The organism is Duganella sp. AC237 (genome assembly GCF_979254035.1).
In genome coordinates this window covers 4,372,556-4,387,110 of the sequence record NZ_CEEDEW010000003.1, presented here as the reverse complement: position 1 = coordinate 4,387,110, position 14,555 = coordinate 4,372,556, and the positions used below count along the sequence as shown (strand labels likewise).

General features: G+C 64.9%; 15 protein-coding genes. 3 read left to right on the top strand and 12 right to left on the bottom strand.

The window, feature by feature from the left end; all coding sequences use genetic code 11:
* Complete coding sequence (locus tag AC0IYS_RS19460) at positions 1-1,590, bottom strand: class I adenylate-forming enzyme family protein (RefSeq protein WP_471706722.1); 1,590 nt, start codon at positions 1,588-1,590, stop codon at positions 1-3.
* 82 nt (positions 1,591-1,672) lie between these two features.
* Entirely contained in the window at positions 1,673-1,996 is a 324-nt protein-coding gene (locus tag AC0IYS_RS19455) for a flagellar basal body rod C-terminal domain-containing protein (protein ID WP_471706721.1), read from the bottom strand.
* Between the two features lie 174 nt (positions 1,997-2,170).
* On the opposite strand from AC0IYS_RS19455, the gene AC0IYS_RS19450 reads away from it, so the two are divergent.
* The 3 genes from AC0IYS_RS19450 to trxC all read left to right on the top strand — a co-directional run bounded on the left by AC0IYS_RS19450 (position 2,171) and on the right by trxC (position 5,318).
* Positions 2,171-3,802 carry an OFA family MFS transporter gene (locus AC0IYS_RS19450; protein WP_471706720.1) on the top strand — a complete coding sequence of 544 codons (1,632 nt, stop codon included), beginning with the start codon at positions 2,171-2,173 and terminating at the stop codon, positions 3,800-3,802.
* A 294-nt stretch (positions 3,803-4,096) separates the two neighbouring features.
* A complete protein-coding gene (gene phaP, locus AC0IYS_RS19445; RefSeq protein ID WP_471706719.1) occupies positions 4,097-4,738 on the top strand; it encodes a TIGR01841 family phasin in 642 nt (213 codons plus the stop codon).
* 118 nt (positions 4,739-4,856) lie between these two features.
* Positions 4,857-5,318 carry a thioredoxin TrxC gene (gene trxC / locus AC0IYS_RS19440; RefSeq protein ID WP_363500558.1) on the top strand — a complete coding sequence of 154 codons (462 nt, stop codon included), beginning with the start codon at positions 4,857-4,859 and terminating at the stop codon, positions 5,316-5,318.
* Here the strand turns inward: trxC and AC0IYS_RS19435 are convergent, their stop codons facing one another.
* The 10 genes from AC0IYS_RS19435 to AC0IYS_RS19390 are packed head-to-tail and all read right to left on the bottom strand — an operon-like array spanning position 5,319 to position 14,451.
* Positions 5,319-6,242, bottom strand: coding sequence for an ACP S-malonyltransferase (locus tag AC0IYS_RS19435; RefSeq protein ID WP_471708908.1), 924 nt, complete (start codon positions 6,240-6,242; stop codon positions 5,319-5,321).
* A 2-nt stretch (positions 6,243-6,244) separates the two neighbouring features.
* On the bottom strand, positions 6,245-7,183 hold the full coding sequence (gene mdcB / locus AC0IYS_RS19430) for a triphosphoribosyl-dephospho-CoA synthase MdcB (RefSeq protein ID WP_471706718.1): 939 nt from the start codon (positions 7,181-7,183) through the stop codon (positions 6,245-6,247).
* A gap of 2 nt (positions 7,184-7,185) precedes the next feature.
* Complete coding sequence (gene mdcG / locus AC0IYS_RS19425; protein ID WP_471706717.1) at positions 7,186-7,905, bottom strand: malonate decarboxylase holo-[acyl-carrier-protein] synthase; 720 nt, start codon at positions 7,903-7,905, stop codon at positions 7,186-7,188.
* The gene (gene mdcE / locus AC0IYS_RS19420; protein WP_471706716.1) at positions 7,889-8,605 is read right to left on the bottom strand and encodes a biotin-independent malonate decarboxylase subunit gamma; all 717 of its coding nucleotides are present in this window, start codon (positions 8,603-8,605) and stop codon (positions 7,889-7,891) included. The genes mdcG and mdcE overlap by 17 nt, the downstream gene beginning before the upstream one ends.
* A gap of 1 nt (position 8,606) precedes the next feature.
* Positions 8,607-9,539 carry a biotin-independent malonate decarboxylase subunit beta gene (locus AC0IYS_RS19415; protein WP_471706715.1) on the bottom strand — a complete coding sequence of 311 codons (933 nt, stop codon included), beginning with the start codon at positions 9,537-9,539 and terminating at the stop codon, positions 8,607-8,609.
* Positions 9,536-9,850, bottom strand: coding sequence for a malonate decarboxylase acyl carrier protein (gene mdcC / locus AC0IYS_RS19410; protein ID WP_471706714.1), 315 nt, complete (start codon positions 9,848-9,850; stop codon positions 9,536-9,538). The genes AC0IYS_RS19415 and mdcC overlap by 4 nt, the downstream gene beginning before the upstream one ends.
* Positions 9,851-9,860: 10 nt before the next feature.
* Positions 9,861-11,522: a malonate decarboxylase subunit alpha gene (gene mdcA / locus AC0IYS_RS19405; protein ID WP_471706713.1), complete on the bottom strand. Its 1,662-nt coding sequence runs from the start codon at positions 11,520-11,522 to the stop codon at positions 9,861-9,863.
* On the bottom strand, positions 11,523-12,872 hold the full coding sequence (locus AC0IYS_RS19400; RefSeq protein ID WP_471706712.1) for a TRAP transporter large permease: 1,350 nt from the start codon (positions 12,870-12,872) through the stop codon (positions 11,523-11,525).
* On the bottom strand, positions 12,869-13,438 hold the full coding sequence (locus AC0IYS_RS19395; RefSeq protein WP_471706711.1) for a TRAP transporter small permease: 570 nt from the start codon (positions 13,436-13,438) through the stop codon (positions 12,869-12,871). The genes AC0IYS_RS19400 and AC0IYS_RS19395 overlap by 4 nt, the downstream gene beginning before the upstream one ends.
* Entirely contained in the window at positions 13,435-14,451 is a 1,017-nt protein-coding gene (locus tag AC0IYS_RS19390; protein WP_471706710.1) for a TRAP transporter substrate-binding protein, read from the bottom strand. The genes AC0IYS_RS19395 and AC0IYS_RS19390 overlap by 4 nt, the downstream gene beginning before the upstream one ends.
* Positions 14,452-14,555: the final 104 nt, after the last annotated feature.

Below are 14,555 nucleotides of genomic sequence, written 5' to 3'. Positions count from 1 at the left end.
TTATTTTTGTGCCAGTTGCCGCAGCCGTCCTTTCAAGATCTTGCCGGTCGTTGCCGCTGGCAGTGTTTGCATCGCGATGATCTCCGACGGGCATTTGTAAGGCGACAGCCGGCCCGCCAGGTACTGCTGTAATTCCATGGTCAACTCCGCGGTCGAACCGCTATGCCGTGGATCGAGTTCGACAAAGGCGACCACCTCCTCGTTGCCGTCGCCGTCGTTCGAATCGCGGCCCACCACCGCCGATTGCGTCACCGCAGGATGGGCGTTGAGCACCGTCTCCACTTCCAGCGGATAGACGTTGAAGCCGGAGCGGATGATCAGCTCCTTGGTGCGGCCGACGATGAACAGCGCGCCATCCGCCTCCTGGCGCGCCATGTCGCCGGTGTTGATCCAGCCGCCGGGCCGCATCGCCGCCGCCGTCATTTCCGGTTCGCGGTAATAGCCCAGCATGATGTTGGGGCCGCGCACCCACAGTTCGCCCTCGGCGCCTGCCGCCACATCGGCGCCGGTCTGGTCGACCACGCGTACCTCCACGCCCGGAATCGCCATGCCGACCGAGGCGTCGCCGCGCGGCGCGTCCAGGCGCGTCTGGCTTACCGTCGGCGAGGTCTCGGTCATGCCGTAGCCGTTGTGCAGTGCGACGCCTAGTAAAGTTTCGACTTGCGTTTTCAGGCTGGGCGACAGCGGCGAGCCGCCGGCATAGGCGAAGCGCAGGCTGTTTTCCAGCCGGCGCGGCTGGCCGTCTTCGCCGGTCCCGAGCTTTTCCAGCAGGCGCGCGTACATCGCCGGCACGCCCTGCAGGATGGTCAGGCGGTCGTCGCGGATCGCCGCGATCAGCGCGTCGGGCGTGAAGCGCGGGCACAGATACAGGCAGGCGCCCGCGTACAGGGTGCCCAGCATGACCGAGGCCAGTCCGTAGACGTGCGTGATCGGCAGCACTCCGTAGGCGCGGTCGTCCGGCGTCAGGCCGCGCAGCGTACTCGAAATGGCGGCGATGAACAAGAGGTTGCGGTGCGTGAGCATCACGCCTTTGGGATTGCCGGTGGTGCCGGTGGTGTAGATCAGCGCCGCCACCTGGCTTTCGGGCGGGGCATGCGGCGCCTCCTGCGCGCATTCGGCGTTCAGCGCCCCGATCATCCATGCGACGTCGTCGAAGGGCGGCTGCGCCGGCTCGGCGCCGTGGCGCCGGCCGTGGGCCGTGGTTTCAGGGGAGGCTGGCATGGAGGTGTAGATCACGCGCCGCGCGCCGCTGTGGTCGAGGATCTGGTCGACCTCGCGCGCGGAGAGGCGGCCGTTGACGTGGACGATCCAGGCGCCAATGTCGGCGGCGGCGAAGGTCAGCACCACTTGTGCGACGCAATTCTCGCCGACCACCATCAGGCGGTCGCCGGCGCGCACATCGAGGCGGCGCAGCAGCGCGGAAGTTTGATCGACCGCCGCCGCCAGTTGCGCGTAGCTCCAGTGGCGCCGGCCGTCGTGCAGCGCCGGCGCGTCGGGCGCGCGCGCGGACCAGCGGCGCGGAATGCCGCTGATGCGGTCCGGCAGCGATGTCAGCACCTGCTCGACGTCGATAGCGGCGCTATCTTTCATCCGGCCCGCGCCGGGGTTTTCTGCTCTCTTGTCATGGTCTCCCTCTCGGAAGTCCCCAATGTGCCGATTCGGCCAGACCCTGTCAAGCTTTGATGTCGATCAGCGTGCCGAGGTTTTGGTCGGCGGCCTGTATCACTTTGGCCGACAGGTCGAATTGCGCCTTGTAGACCAGCGAGTTGGTGGCCTCGGCGGCGTAGTCGGTGCCGCTGGCCTCCGACGACTGCATTTGCCGCCCCTCGACCGACAGCGTGACGCCGCCGCCGGCCGGCGAGCTTTCCTGGAACGAGGCGCGCGCCGGCTGGAATCCGGCGGTGCCCATGTTGGCGACCGAATGCGCGCTGTTGGCCAGCGCGCCGGCGCTGGCCTGCAGCCCCGAGGCCGCCGTGTGGATCGTTGATATCGCCATGATAGTTGCCTGCCTGTTAATTACTCTATGGAAATCAGGTCCAGTGTAGCTCAAATATTGCCCATATGTATGTTAACTAGATCGTTAGACAATGTATTGGTTCAAAAATCGCGGTTTCTATGCTACTCTGCGCGCCTTAGTTGTTTTTGAGAAATAATCAGGGGAGTAGTAATCATGGCGTTTTTTGATTTTCTGGAGAAGGACCGCACGATAGCGGGGTTCGGCTTCAACCGCTGGCTGGTTCCGCCGGCGGCGTTGGCGATCCACCTTTGCATCGGCATGGCCTACGGTTTCTCGGTGTTCTGGCTGCCGCTGTCGCGCGCGGTCGGCGTCACCGAACCGCTGGCCTGCGCGGCCGACATGGATTTGATGGCCCGCATCCTGTCGTCGACCTGCGACTGGCAGATCTCGATGCTGGGCTGGATGTACACGATGTTCTTCGTCTTCCTCGGCCTGTCCGCGTGGCTGTTCGGCGGCTGGCTGGAACACGCCGGTCCGCGTAAAGCGGGCGTGGTGTCGGCGCTGTGCTGGTGCGGTGGTTTGGTGATTTCGGCGCTGGGCGTCTACCACCACCAGATCTGGCTGATGTGGATCGGCTCCGGCGTCATCGGCGGCATCGGCCTGGGTCTCGGCTACATCTCGCCGGTGTCCACCCTGATCAAATGGTTCCCGGACCGTCGCGGCATGGCGACCGGCATGGCCATCATGGGCTTCGGCGGCGGCGCGATGATCGGCGCACCGCTGGCCGACATGCTGATGAAGCACTTCGCCACCGCCGGCGGCGTCGGCGTCTGGCAAACCTTCCTGGCCATGGCGGCGATCTACTTCGTCTTCATGATGGCGGGCGCGCTGTCGTACCGCGTGCCGGCCACCGGCTGGAAACCGGCCGGCTGGACGCCGCCGGCGACCAACGCCAACGCCATGATCACCACCCGCCACGTCCACGCCAGCAAGGTGTGGGGCATTCCGCAATTCTGGCTGGTGTGGCTGGTCCTGTGCCTGAACGTGACGGCCGGTATCGGCATCCTGGGCATGGCCTCGCCGCTGCTGCAGGAGATCTTCGGCGGCCAGCTGCTTGGCGTGACCACCGCGTTCAACGAGTTGACCCTGGCGCAGAAGGGCCAGATCGCCGCCATCGCCGCCGGCTTCACCGGCTTGCTGTCGCTGTTTAATATCGGCGGCCGCTTCGTGTGGGCGTCGTGCTCCGACTTCCTGGGCCGTAAAGTCATCTACGGTATCTTCTTCGTGCTGGGTTTCGCGCTGTACGCGTCGATTCCTTCGATGGCGCACGGCGGCCATCTGGGCCTGTTCGTCGGCTTCTTCTGCATCATCCTGTCGATGTACGGCGGCGGCTTCGCCACCGTGCCGGCCTACCTGGCCGACTTGTTCGGCACGCAGATGGTGGGCGCCATCCACGGCCGCCTGCTGACCGCATGGGCAGCTGCCGGCGTGTTCGGCCCGATCCTGGTCAACTACGTGCGCGAGTACCAGATCGCCAACGGCGTGCCGAAGGCCCAGGCCTACGACTTCACGATGTACGTGCTGGCCGGCCTGCTGCTGGTCGGCCTGGTGTGCAACCTGCTGGTGCGCCCGATCGCCGACAAGCACTTCATGACCGACGCCGAACTGGCGGCCGAGAAGAAGCTGGCGCACGAGCGCGACGCGGCCGCATCGACCGGCGCGGCCGCTGCGGCGGGCGGCACCACCAGCCCGATCGCGGTCGCTTTCGGCTGGCTGGCCGTCGGCATCCCGATGGCCATCGGTATCTCCATCACGGTGCAGAAGGCTTCGGTACTGTTCAAGTAAGAGCCGTCGCTTACCAGCGGCCGACGGGGCCGGTTCAGCTGATGCTGGGCCGGCCTTTTTTTATTCCCCGGATGCTGCGGCATGTCATTGGCTAGCGGCATGTTTGCTGACGGAGAGCAAAACGGGCGGGCATTCTATCGGAAGGGCGGTTCGGTGCACCTTTGATCTAGATCATATAGCGCGGGTTGGGCTGACGTAGCCTTGTCTCTCGCGCTGCAGACGCGTCGTCGAAAACCGGATCGACACCATCGCTAGATTTCAAGGCACCTTTTACTTTCTTTTCGAGGCATATTTATGTATCCATTTTCCCAGTCAGTCACCCCAGCCGCCAGAACCCATCTGGAAGCGCAATTGTCGTTCTTCGACGACATGTCGAAATCCTTGTTCCGTACTGTTCAGCAATACAGCGACCTCAATATCCAGTTGGCCCAAACCATGCTGGAAGAAAGCACGATGAGCGGCCAGAAGTTCATCACCGCCAATCGTCCGACCGAAGCGATGGCAGCTGCGGCGGCACACGCCCAGCCCACTGCGGAAAAGCTGCGCGCCTACCAGCAGCACCTGTCGCGTATCGCCGCCGACACCCAGGTTGACCTGTCCAAAGTGGCCGAAGAGCATGTGCAGGAAACCAGCCGCACCGCCCGCGCCCTGGCCGACGAGGTGGCGCGTGTGACGTCGGAAGAGACGGAAAAAAACCTGCGCAGTCAGCAGGACGCGGTCAGCAAGTTCACCGATCCGTTCATGAGCCAGTACGACGGTTCGCGCCAGTCGCGTGGTACCGAAATGCACGGTAGCCAGTCGCTGCAGAGCGCCGGCCAGAACGGCGCCGACAGCCAGGCAGGCAGCATGCAAGGCGGTCAAGCGTCCCAGGCACAAACGGCGGCCCAGGCGGCCGCCCAGGGCAGCAAGCAAGCCGGAGCCCGCAAGGAAACTTGATAACGGTTGCAGTAAAATAAAATAAGATTTGCCGTGTGCGGGATCGAGAATCGCCGCGCGCGGCATTTTTTTCGCCCATGCTTTATCATGGCCGGCTTATGCTGTCTGGAGATAAAGTATGACGACGTCCACCACCGCGCAGCCGGAATCGCTGCACATCGTTTGCCCCCATTGCGACGCGGTCAACCGCGTGCCGGCCGCCAGGCTGTCGGCCGAGCCGGTGTGCGGCAAATGTCAGCGCGCGCTGTTCACCGGCCAGCCGGTCGATCTGTCGAGCGCGCGCTTCCTCAAACATATCGAACGCAGCGATATTCCGGTCCTGGTGGATTTCTGGGCGCCGTGGTGCGGTCCGTGTCGCACGATGGCGCCGTTTTACGCACAGGCGACCCAGCGGCTGGAGCCGCAGTTCCGCGTCGTCAAGGTGAACACCGAAGAGGCGCAGGATTTGTCGGCGCGCTACGCCATCCGCAGCATTCCTACATTGGCCTTGTTCAAGGGCGGGCGGGAAATCGCGCGCCAGCCGGGGGCGATGGATGCGACCAACATCGTCGCGTGGGCCACGCAGAATAATCGTGGATGATTATTCGGCCGCGCGCTCCAGCCATTTCCTGATGCCGTCGAGCGTGCGGAAGTCGGCGATCGAACGTGTGTTGATGTGCGGGTGCCTGGCCTGCATCATTTTGGTCAGCGCCGATCCGGGACCCAATTCCAGCGCGTAGGTGATGCCGGCTTCCGCGCAGGCATCCATGCAGGCCAGCCAGCGGATTTTTTCCGCCATCTGGCGCGACAGCAGGTCGACCGCTTGGGCTTTGCTATCGACAGCCGTTGCACTGATCCCGGCCAGCACTGGTGCGGTCATCGGGCTAAATTCGGTTTGGCGCAGCATGTCCGCGAACGGTCGCACGGCGTCGCGCATGAATGGCGTGTGCGATGCCACCTCGACCGGCAGACGCGTGCATCGCCCTCCCGCCGCGATGACGGCCGCTTCCAGCGCCTGCGCCGTTTGTGCCAGGCCGCCTGCGATACAGGCGTCGTCGCCGGTTTCTATGCTGACTTGGAATGCGTGCGATGTCGCCAGTTCCCCGAGCCGCTTCAGGCTCAGACCAGATAATGCCAGCAACGCCTGGCCCGGATGCGTCGCCAGGCACGCGTCCATCAGTTGCGCGCGCCGCGCGGCCAGTTCGGTCGCCGTCGCGGCGGTGAAGGCGCCAGCCACGCCATAAGCCGACAATTCGCCGATGCTGTACCCGGCGACCAGCGCCGGCCGCGGCGCAAACTCCCGGATCGATTCCCACATGCCCAAGGTGGCGGCCACGATCAGCGGCTGGGCGTTGCCGTTCGCGTAAATATCGCCGCCATCGAAAGCCTGCGGCATCATGGCGGACAGGCCGTCGAGCAGGGCGGCCGCGCTGGCGCTGGTGCGCGCCAGGTCGAACATGTGCGCATGCTGCCCGCCTTGGCCAGGGCAGAGCAGCAGCAGCCGTGATTGGGCGCCGTATGACATCGTCACGGTCCGTCCGCGTCCAGCGCGGCGATGGACTGCACAAGACAGCTTGCCGCCAGCAGGTCGGCGGCGCCGCCCGGCGATAGTCGCCGCTGGACAAACACTTGATGGCTGGCCAGCGCCTGCCCAAGCCAGTTGGGGTTCGCGGTGCCGCCGGCATCGAGGAAACGCTGCGCGTGCGTCCGCACCGTTAGCGCGCCGTTCGGGCCGGCGCGGTGATACACGTTGCTGTCGCTGATGTGCGCCATCAACGCGAACAGCGCGTCGATGCGGGCCATCGTCATGGTGGAGCCGCGTGCGCGCGAGGCTTGCAGCGCCGGCACGCCGATCTCGAACACCGATGGCAGGCCAAGCGCTCCTTCCTCCCGCGCGCCGCTCGCCGCGTATTGCGCCGCCACGCGCAGGCCGTTGCTGGCCGGCGCTGCCGGCGTGGACGGCGCGCTGGCGTGCATCGCCAGGTCCTCGCCCCAGCGTATCAGCATGGTGGCGCGCAGCGCGGCCGGTGTCATCGGCGTGCCCTGGGTGCGGGCGCGGCCCGCCGCCGCGCACAGCAGGCCAAGGCTGAAGATGGCGCCCCGATGGGTGTTGATGCCTTTCGTCGCCTTCAGCATGGCCTTTTCCGCCGCGATGCCCAGTTGCTTCAATCGAGCGAAGGGCGCGTCTTCCAGGCCCGCCAGGCAGATATTCCTGAAATAGTGGCGCAGCGAGAACAGGCTGCGCATGAAAGTGGCCGCGTTCATGTCGCTATGGCTGCCCGAATCGACCCGCGACACCAGTCCGGGCTTCGGATACAGGCATAGTTCCGTGTACAGGCTGCCGACGGCAAGCCGCGCGATCTCACGGGCGAAGCGTCGTTGCGCCGCGGCGCTTAGCTGCCGTGGCGCGTCGTGCGGAATAATCGCGCGCGGAGCAGGGGCACGGGCAAGGCTGGTGGTGCGCATCGTTACGGCTCCAATAGCGCCAGCAGCGACGCCGTATCCGCCAGTCGCACCACGCCCAGCTCCTTGACGATCACCTTGGCCGGATTGGCGATCGCCATTCGCCACTCTTTCCACGATACGGCCGCACCGCCGGGGAAGACGATCTCGCCGTCGAGCGGCAGCAGCGCGGCATGACGGGACAGCATGGCCATGCCGTCCTCCAGCTGCCGCCGGCTTGTCGGGTGAAACAGGATGTCGACATCCGAAGTCTCCGACACATACGGTAGTTCGGTGATCGCCTCCATCGCCAGCGAACCGTAGGCCCGCAGATGCATGCCCGCCGCGTCGCGCTGGAGCGCCGCCAGTTGCGCGCGCCAAGTGCTGGGCGACGAGCGCAATACGGATGCCAGCGCCATCGCGGGCGCTGACTTTTTGATATGGGCCGCGTGCGCCCGCAGCGAGATGCGCACCTTATGTCCGCTGTCTTCATCCGGCGGCAACGGCAGGCCCAGGCAGATTTCATCCGGCGCCGCATCCGCATCGGCGCGCCGCACGACCACCGGCCATGACTGGATTTGCCACAGCCTGAAGGCGGCCTTGTGTTGCGGCTCCTCGGTGCGCTGCGCGGCTATCCAGCCGGCGTCGTCGAGCCAGACGAGCATGTGCCGTTCCAGCACCGGGACGGTTGTCGCGGCCCCGGTCTTGCCAGCGGTTTTGCCAGCTTTTTCAGGCGGTGAGTACATCGCCGTCCGTCATGACCGCTTCGATCACCGGCTGCGCCAGGCGCCGTCCGTCGCGTTCGAGGCCCAGTGCGCTGCGCCGGTCGCCGGTGGTGGGTTCGGCCAGCGCCGCTTTCAGTTGCGCCGCCAGGTCGCCCTCCCAGATCGCCTGCAGGCCGCCCATGCGCAGATAATTCTCCGGGCCGGGCGCGAACACGGGGTTACTTTGCGCGAGTTCCGTCAAACGTTCCTCGGGCACCTTGGTGATACGGGCCATCGCCGGCAACCCCATGACGCGGATGGTGGCGTCGGGCAGCGCGTAGCAGGCGTCGGCCATCAGACCGCTGGTGATGAAGCCACCCGACAAGGCCTGGTCGTACACCAGGCCGATGATCTTGTGGCCCTTGCGCCGCGCCAGGTCCACGCATTTCCCAAGGTGGGCCATATAGCTGTTGATGCCCAACATCTCGTCGCGATGACGCAAACGCTGGCCTTGCGTATCGATCAGCATCAGTATCGGTTTGCCGGGGAATTCGCGCACCGTGTGCAGTATTCCGCGCGCCTGCGCCAGCGCGATCTCCACGCCGATGGGCGTGTGGCCGGTGGTGCCGATCACCGCCACCGTGTGACCATCCACCTGTCCGCTGCCGGACAGGAAATCGTCCTTTTCGATGATCGAGTGACCTTGCGGGAACAGCGCATCCGCCAGTTTTTTCCAATCCATGTCAGGCTCCCATGCGGCGCGCTGTCGCCACCGCGATAAAACTCTCCACTTCCAGCATCGGCACGTTGGCCGCGTCGGGTATCTGCATCGCGCTCCAGATGTCGACCGGATCGGGCAGGGCGCCGAAGCGGGCGATGCGGTCGCCGAGCATTTCCTGCTCGGCCTCCAGCGCCTCCAGCGACAACTCGGCCGGCTCGCTGGCATATTGCGCCACCGCCTCCTGCGCGGCCGCGCGGAAGGCAGCGATGTCGTCGACGACGATGCGCTGGCAATCGCCCATCAGGTAGCGGTGCTTGCCGCCGGTGCTGCGCCAGACCAGCGCGCGGTCGCGCGAATCAAATTCCTCGACGCCGTTGGCGGTTTCGATCACTTCCGGACCGGACATCGCCAGCCGGCCTTCCTCCGACATCACCACCACGTTGGCGCAGCGCGAGACGATGCCCATGCCGCCGAAGGCGCCGTTGGAGCCGCCCACCAGCACGATCACCGGCACGCCGGCTGCGCGCGCGTCGAGCAGGGCGCGCATCACTTCCGACACCGCGATCAAGCCGGCGTTGGCCTCGTGCAGCCGTACGCCGCCCGACTCCACCAGCAGCACCACCGCCGCGACCTTGTCGGCGACGGCGCGGCGCAGCAGGCCGACCAGCTTTGCGCCGTGGACCTCGCCCACGGCGCCGCCCATGAAACCACCTTCCTGCGCGGCGGTGTAGACCGGCACCCCGCCCAGCAGCGCGCGGCCGACGGCGACGCCGTCGTCGAACGCCACCGGCGCGTTGAGTTGACCCAGGTGCGGGCTGATGACGCGTTTGGACGGCGGCAGGAATTCCTCGAAACTGCCTGGATCGAACAGCGACTGCAGGCGCTCCCGCGCGGTCGCCTCCTGATAACTGACGGCGCGGATTGGATTCATGTTTGAGGTCACGACGGCGTTCATGATCCTTCTCCCAGCATGGTCTGCACGGCCTGGTCGAGCCGCAGGCTGACGACGGCCGGCGTCGCACCCATGTCGTTGATCGAGATGCGCGTGTCGGCCAGCAGCCAGCGCGCGTGGAAGTCGTTCATCACGGCTTGCCAGATCGGGCCGAAGCCCACCGCCGCCGTGGTGATTTCGATGGTGCAGGCGCCATCGAGCGCCGCCGGCTCGATCAGCACTTCCAGATTGCCGGAACCGACCACCCCGACCACTTGCGGATCGGTCTTGAGGCGGCGGGTTCCTTGCTCGAATCGGTAGTTCAGGGTTTCCATAATTATTCCTTTACCAGTTGCGGAAACGCTTGGGCGGCTGATACAAGCCACCCGATGCGCGCACCAGGTCTTTCATATTGCGCGCGGCCAGCAGGTCGCGCGTGGCCAGGCGCTTGTCGACGCCAAGGTCCTCCGCACGCTGGATGATGCCACGATCGCGCAGGTTTTCCACCATCTTCGCGTCGCGCCCCAGTCCGACCGGCGTGTAGCCCGCCACGCCGCGTATCGCCTGCTCGCGTTCCTCGTCGGTGCGGCACAGCAGCAGGTTGGCGATGCCTTCCTCGGTCAGGATGTGGGTGACGTCGTCGCCGTAGATCATCACCGGTGGAATCGCCATTTTGGCCTGTTCCATCAATTCCCAGGCGTCGAGCTTTTCGACAAAGGCCGGCTGCATATGTTCGCGGAAGGTTTCGACCATCTGCACCACCAGTTTCTGGCCGCGCGGGATGGTGTTACGGCCTTCGCGGGCCTGCTGGCCCGCCTTCAGCCACGCCGGACTGGCGTGACGGCGTCCGCGCGCGTCCGCGCCCATGTTGGAGGCGCCGCCGAAGCCGGAGATGCGGCCCGCCGTCGCCGTCGACGAATTGCCCTGCAAATCGATCTGCAGGGTGGAGCCGATGAACATGTCGCAGGCGTAGTGGCCGGCGGCCTGGCACATGGCGCGGTTGCTGCGCATGGTGCCGTCGGGGCCGATGGCGAAGACGTCCGGCCGGGCGTGGATGTAGTCCTCCATGCCCAGCTCCGAACCGAAGGAATGCACCGATTGCACGAAGCCCGCCTCGATCGCCGGAATCAGCGCCGGGTGCGGATTCAGCGCCCAGTGCTTGCCGATCTTGCCGCGCAGGCCAAGCGACTCGGCGTACGTCGGCAGCAGCAGTTCGATGGCGGCGGTGTCGAAGCCGATGCCGTGGTTCAGGCGCTGCACGCCGTATTCGGCGTAAATGCCTTTGATGGCCATCATCGCCATCAGCACCTGGATCTCGGAGATCTGCGCCGGATCGCGCGTGAACAGCGGTTCGATATAGTAGGGACGCGGCGACTGCACGACGAAATCGACCCAGTCGCCCGGCACGTCGACGCGCGGCACGCTGTCGACGATGCGGTTGACCTGGACGATGACGATGCCCTGCTTGAAGGCGGTCGCCTCGACGATGGCCGGCGTATCCTCGGTGTTCGGGCCGGTGTACAGGTTGCCGTGGCGGTCGGCCGCCTCCGCCGCGATCAGGCAGACGCGCGGCGGCAGGTCGATGAAGTAACGGCTGAACAGCTCCAGATAAGTGTGGATCGCGCCGATATTCAGCTTACCGGCCGACGCCAGTCGCGCCACGCGCGCCGCCTGCGGGCCGGAGAACGAAAAGTCCAGCTTGGAGGCGACGCCGCGCTCGAACACATCCAGATGCTCCGGCAGCGCCAGCACCGACTGCAGCATGTGCAGGTCGTTGACACGTTCCGGATTCAGATGCGCGAGCGCGTGGCCGAGGAAGTCGGCCTGTTTCTGGTTATTCCCTTCAAGGCAAACGCGGTCGCCGCATTCGATCACCGCGTGCAGCAGATCGGCGATGCGCGCGGCCGGCAGGCTTTTGCCCGTCAGGTCGGTGCCCAACTCCGTGCCGGCGCGCTTGAGTCGTGCGGCGCGGTTAAGCTGCAAGGTGTTCCATGCGGCGACTGTCATTTACTTTGCTCCCATAATCATGTCAGGCAGGCCTGTGGCGATGGACGGGAACAGGCATAACAAAATCACCGCCACGAACATCAGCACCAGGAAGGGGAACACGCCCCAGATCACATCCTTGAGCGGTATGTCTGGCGCGATGTTCTTGATAACGAATATATTGAGCCCCACCGGCGGATGGATCAAGCCCATTTCCATCACCACGGTCATCACCACGCCAAACCAGATCAGGTCGAAACCGGCATCTTTCAACGGCGGCAAAATGATCGGCGCGGTCATCAGGATAATCGAAACCGGCGGCAGGAAGAAGCCGAAGACGACCACCATCAGCAAAATCACCGTCAACAGCAGCCATTTCGACAGGTGCAGGCTGACCACCCAGTTGGCGGCCGACTGGCTGATGTGCAGATAGCTCATCACGTAGGAATACAGCAGCGACATCCCGATGATCAGCAACAGCATCGTCGATTCCTTGATCGATGAACTGAGGATGGGCGACAGGTCCTTCGGCTTCCATACGCCGTAGATCACGGCCAGCAGCACCATCGCCAGCAGCGCGCCCAGGCCCGCCGTCTCCGACGGGGTGGCGAAGCCGCCGTAAAGCGCGACCATGACGCCGATCAGCAGTACGATGAACGGCAGCACGCGCGGCAGCATTTCCACTTTTTGCTTGAAGGTGAAATGCTCGTCCTCCAGGTACGGCGACTTTTCGCCGCCGTTCTGGTAGATGGCCAGCGCCATTTTGTATTCCTTCTGCGCGCGGTAGACGGCGTAGCCGGCGAACAGCGCGACCAGCAGGACGCCGGGGCCGATACCGGCCAGGAACAGGCGGCCCAGCGACTGCTCGGCGGCGACCGCGTACAGGATCATCGTGATCGACGGCGGCAGCAGGATGCCCAGCGTGCCGCCGGCGGCGATGATGCCGGCCGCGAAACCGGGCGAGTAGCCGCGCTTGCGCATTTCCGGAATCCCCGCCGAGCCGATGGCCGAGCAGGTGGCGGGCGAGGAGCCGGCCATGGCGGCGAACAGCGCGCAGGCAAAGACGTTGGCGATACCCAGGCCGCCGGGAACCTTGTGCATCCAGGTGTGGATGGCGGAGTACAGGTCCTTGCCGGCAGGTGACTTGCCGATGGCCGCGCCCTTCAGGATGAACAGGGGGATCGACAGCAAGGTGATCGACGCCATCTCCTCGTAGACGTTCTGCGTGATCGTGTCGAGCGAGGAGGACGGCATGAAGAAGTACATGAAGCCCGTCGCCACCACGCCAAGCGCAAAGGCGATCGGCATCCCGGAGAACATCACCACCAGGGTGACGGCGCCATACAGCGCGCCCAGAGTCAGTTCGCTCATGCCACACGCTCCAGCGTTGGTTTGGATTTGTTGGTCATTCTCGCCAGCGTTTGCAGCACGATCTGGAGTGTCAGCAGCGTCATGCCGGCCGCCATCATCGAGTACGGTATCCACAGCGGCGGCGCGAAGGTCGACGACGTGGTCTGGCCATCGACCCAGGCTTCGTGGAACAGCGCCCACGATTTCCATGCGAAGAAAGCGCAGAACAGCGCCGACATGATGTCGACGAACAGCAGGCGCGCCGCGTTGACGCCGCGCGGCAGCAGCGAGGCCACCGCCTCGATGCCGATATGGCCGCGATGCGATTGCACGAAGGCCGTGCAGAAGAACGTCACGCCGACCAGCATGAACACCGACGCCTCGTCCTGCCAGTCGGTGGGCGCGTTGAAGAAGTAACGCGACACCACCGAATAGGTCAGCACGATCGCGGTGAGCACCAGCGCGATCATCGACACGAGCAGCAACGCGCGGTTCAGACGGTCGAGCAGCGCGGTTGCCGCCGCCACGACGGCGTTGTCGGGTGGCGCGGGGCCGCGCCCCGGCTCTATCTCGACGCCGTGGCTCATAGCGTTTGCTCTGCCAGTTTCAGCAGTTTGGCGCAGTTATCGTTTTTCTCGCCGTAGTCCTTCCAGGCGGTGGTGCGGGCGATGGCCTGCCATTTTTTCACCACGGCCGGATTCAGGTCGACCACCTTGGCGCCGACCTTCTGGTACACGGCGGCCACCTGCACATCGTCGGCCTTGGCCGATTTCAGGGCGAACGCTTCCAGCTCGGCGCCGACGGTCAGGATCAACTGCTGCTGGTCCTTCGGCAGCTTGTCGAAGATCGCGCGCGACATCATCAGCGGCTCGAACATGAACCAGTAGGCGCCGTTGCGGCCCGTGGTCAGCGCCTTCGACACTTCCTCGAGGCGGAAGGAGATCAGCGAGGTGGAGGAGGTCAGCGCCGCTTCCATGGCGCCGGTCTGCATGGCGGCGTAGATTTCGTTGGACGGCAGCGACACCACGGCGGCGCCGGCGGCCTTGAGGATCAGGTCCATCTCGCGCGAGCCGCCACGGATCTTCATGCCCTTGGCGTCGTCCGGATCGACCACCGGCTTGGTGCGCGAGGCGACGCCGCCGGCCTGCCAGATCCAGCTTACCAGCACGATGCCCTTGTCGTAGAGGATGCGACTCAGTTCCTTGCCCACTTCAGCGTTCTTCCAGCCGTACGCTTGTTCGTACGACGTCACCAGCCCTGGCATCAGCCCGATGTTCACCTCCGGGACTTCGCCGCCCGCGTACGACAGCGGCACCAGCGACAGATCGAGCGCGCCCTTGCGCATGGCCGAGAACTGGGCGTTGGTCTTCATCAGCGAGGAACCCGGATAGATCTCGAATTTCAGGCCGCCCTTGGAGCGTTTTTCCACTTCGGCCGCGAACATGCGGGTCATGCGGTCGCGGAAGTCGCCTTCGTTGATCGTCCCGCCGGGGAACTGGTGGGAGATTTTGAGGGTCTTGGTCTGCGCCCAGGCGGGTTGGAACAGTAACGGGCTGGTGGCCAGTGCGGCGAGTACGGACCTGCGGGTAAAAGTGGTCATACATTCCTCCAAGAAATTGATGTTTAGAAATATTATATTTATTGCATAGCTTATGCAATATTCTTTTTTGTGTATACAAGATCGTCCACCTTGGATACATTGTC

What these genes read in the sequence shown, in the direction of transcription:
- AC0IYS_RS19450 (WP_471706720.1), top strand. Translation starts at nt 2,171, where the DNA reads ATGGCGTTTTTTGATTTTCTGGAGAAGGACCGCACGATAGCGGGGTTC.
- AC0IYS_RS19415 (WP_471706715.1), bottom strand. Translation starts at nt 9,539, where the DNA reads ATGAACGCCGTCGTGACCTCAAACATGAATCCAATCCGCGCCGTCAGT.
- AC0IYS_RS19400 (WP_471706712.1), bottom strand. Translation starts at nt 12,872, where the DNA reads ATGAGCGAACTGACTCTGGGCGCGCTGTATGGCGCCGTCACCCTGGTG.
- AC0IYS_RS19390 (WP_471706710.1), bottom strand. Translation starts at nt 14,451, where the DNA reads ATGACCACTTTTACCCGCAGGTCCGTACTCGCCGCACTGGCCACCAGC.
- AC0IYS_RS19455 (WP_471706721.1), bottom strand. Translation starts at nt 1,996, where the DNA reads ATGGCGATATCAACGATCCACACGGCGGCCTCGGGGCTGCAGGCCAGC.
- phaP (WP_471706719.1), top strand. Translation starts at nt 4,097, where the DNA reads ATGTATCCATTTTCCCAGTCAGTCACCCCAGCCGCCAGAACCCATCTG.
- AC0IYS_RS19395 (WP_471706711.1), bottom strand. Translation starts at nt 13,438, where the DNA reads ATGAGCCACGGCGTCGAGATAGAGCCGGGGCGCGGCCCCGCGCCACCC.
- AC0IYS_RS19460 (WP_471706722.1), bottom strand. Translation starts at nt 1,590, where the DNA reads ATGAAAGATAGCGCCGCTATCGACGTCGAGCAGGTGCTGACATCGCTG.
- trxC (WP_363500558.1), top strand. Translation starts at nt 4,857, where the DNA reads ATGACGACGTCCACCACCGCGCAGCCGGAATCGCTGCACATCGTTTGC.
- mdcG (WP_471706717.1), bottom strand. Translation starts at nt 7,905, where the DNA reads ATGTACTCACCGCCTGAAAAAGCTGGCAAAACCGCTGGCAAGACCGGG.
- AC0IYS_RS19435 (WP_471708908.1), bottom strand. Translation starts at nt 6,242, where the DNA reads ATGTCATACGGCGCCCAATCACGGCTGCTGCTGCTCTGCCCTGGCCAA.
- mdcE (WP_471706716.1), bottom strand. Translation starts at nt 8,605, where the DNA reads ATGGATTGGAAAAAACTGGCGGATGCGCTGTTCCCGCAAGGTCACTCG.
- mdcC (WP_471706714.1), bottom strand. Translation starts at nt 9,850, where the DNA reads ATGGAAACCCTGAACTACCGATTCGAGCAAGGAACCCGCCGCCTCAAG.
- mdcA (WP_471706713.1), bottom strand. Translation starts at nt 11,522, where the DNA reads ATGACAGTCGCCGCATGGAACACCTTGCAGCTTAACCGCGCCGCACGA.
- mdcB (WP_471706718.1), bottom strand. Translation starts at nt 7,183, where the DNA reads ATGCGCACCACCAGCCTTGCCCGTGCCCCTGCTCCGCGCGCGATTATT.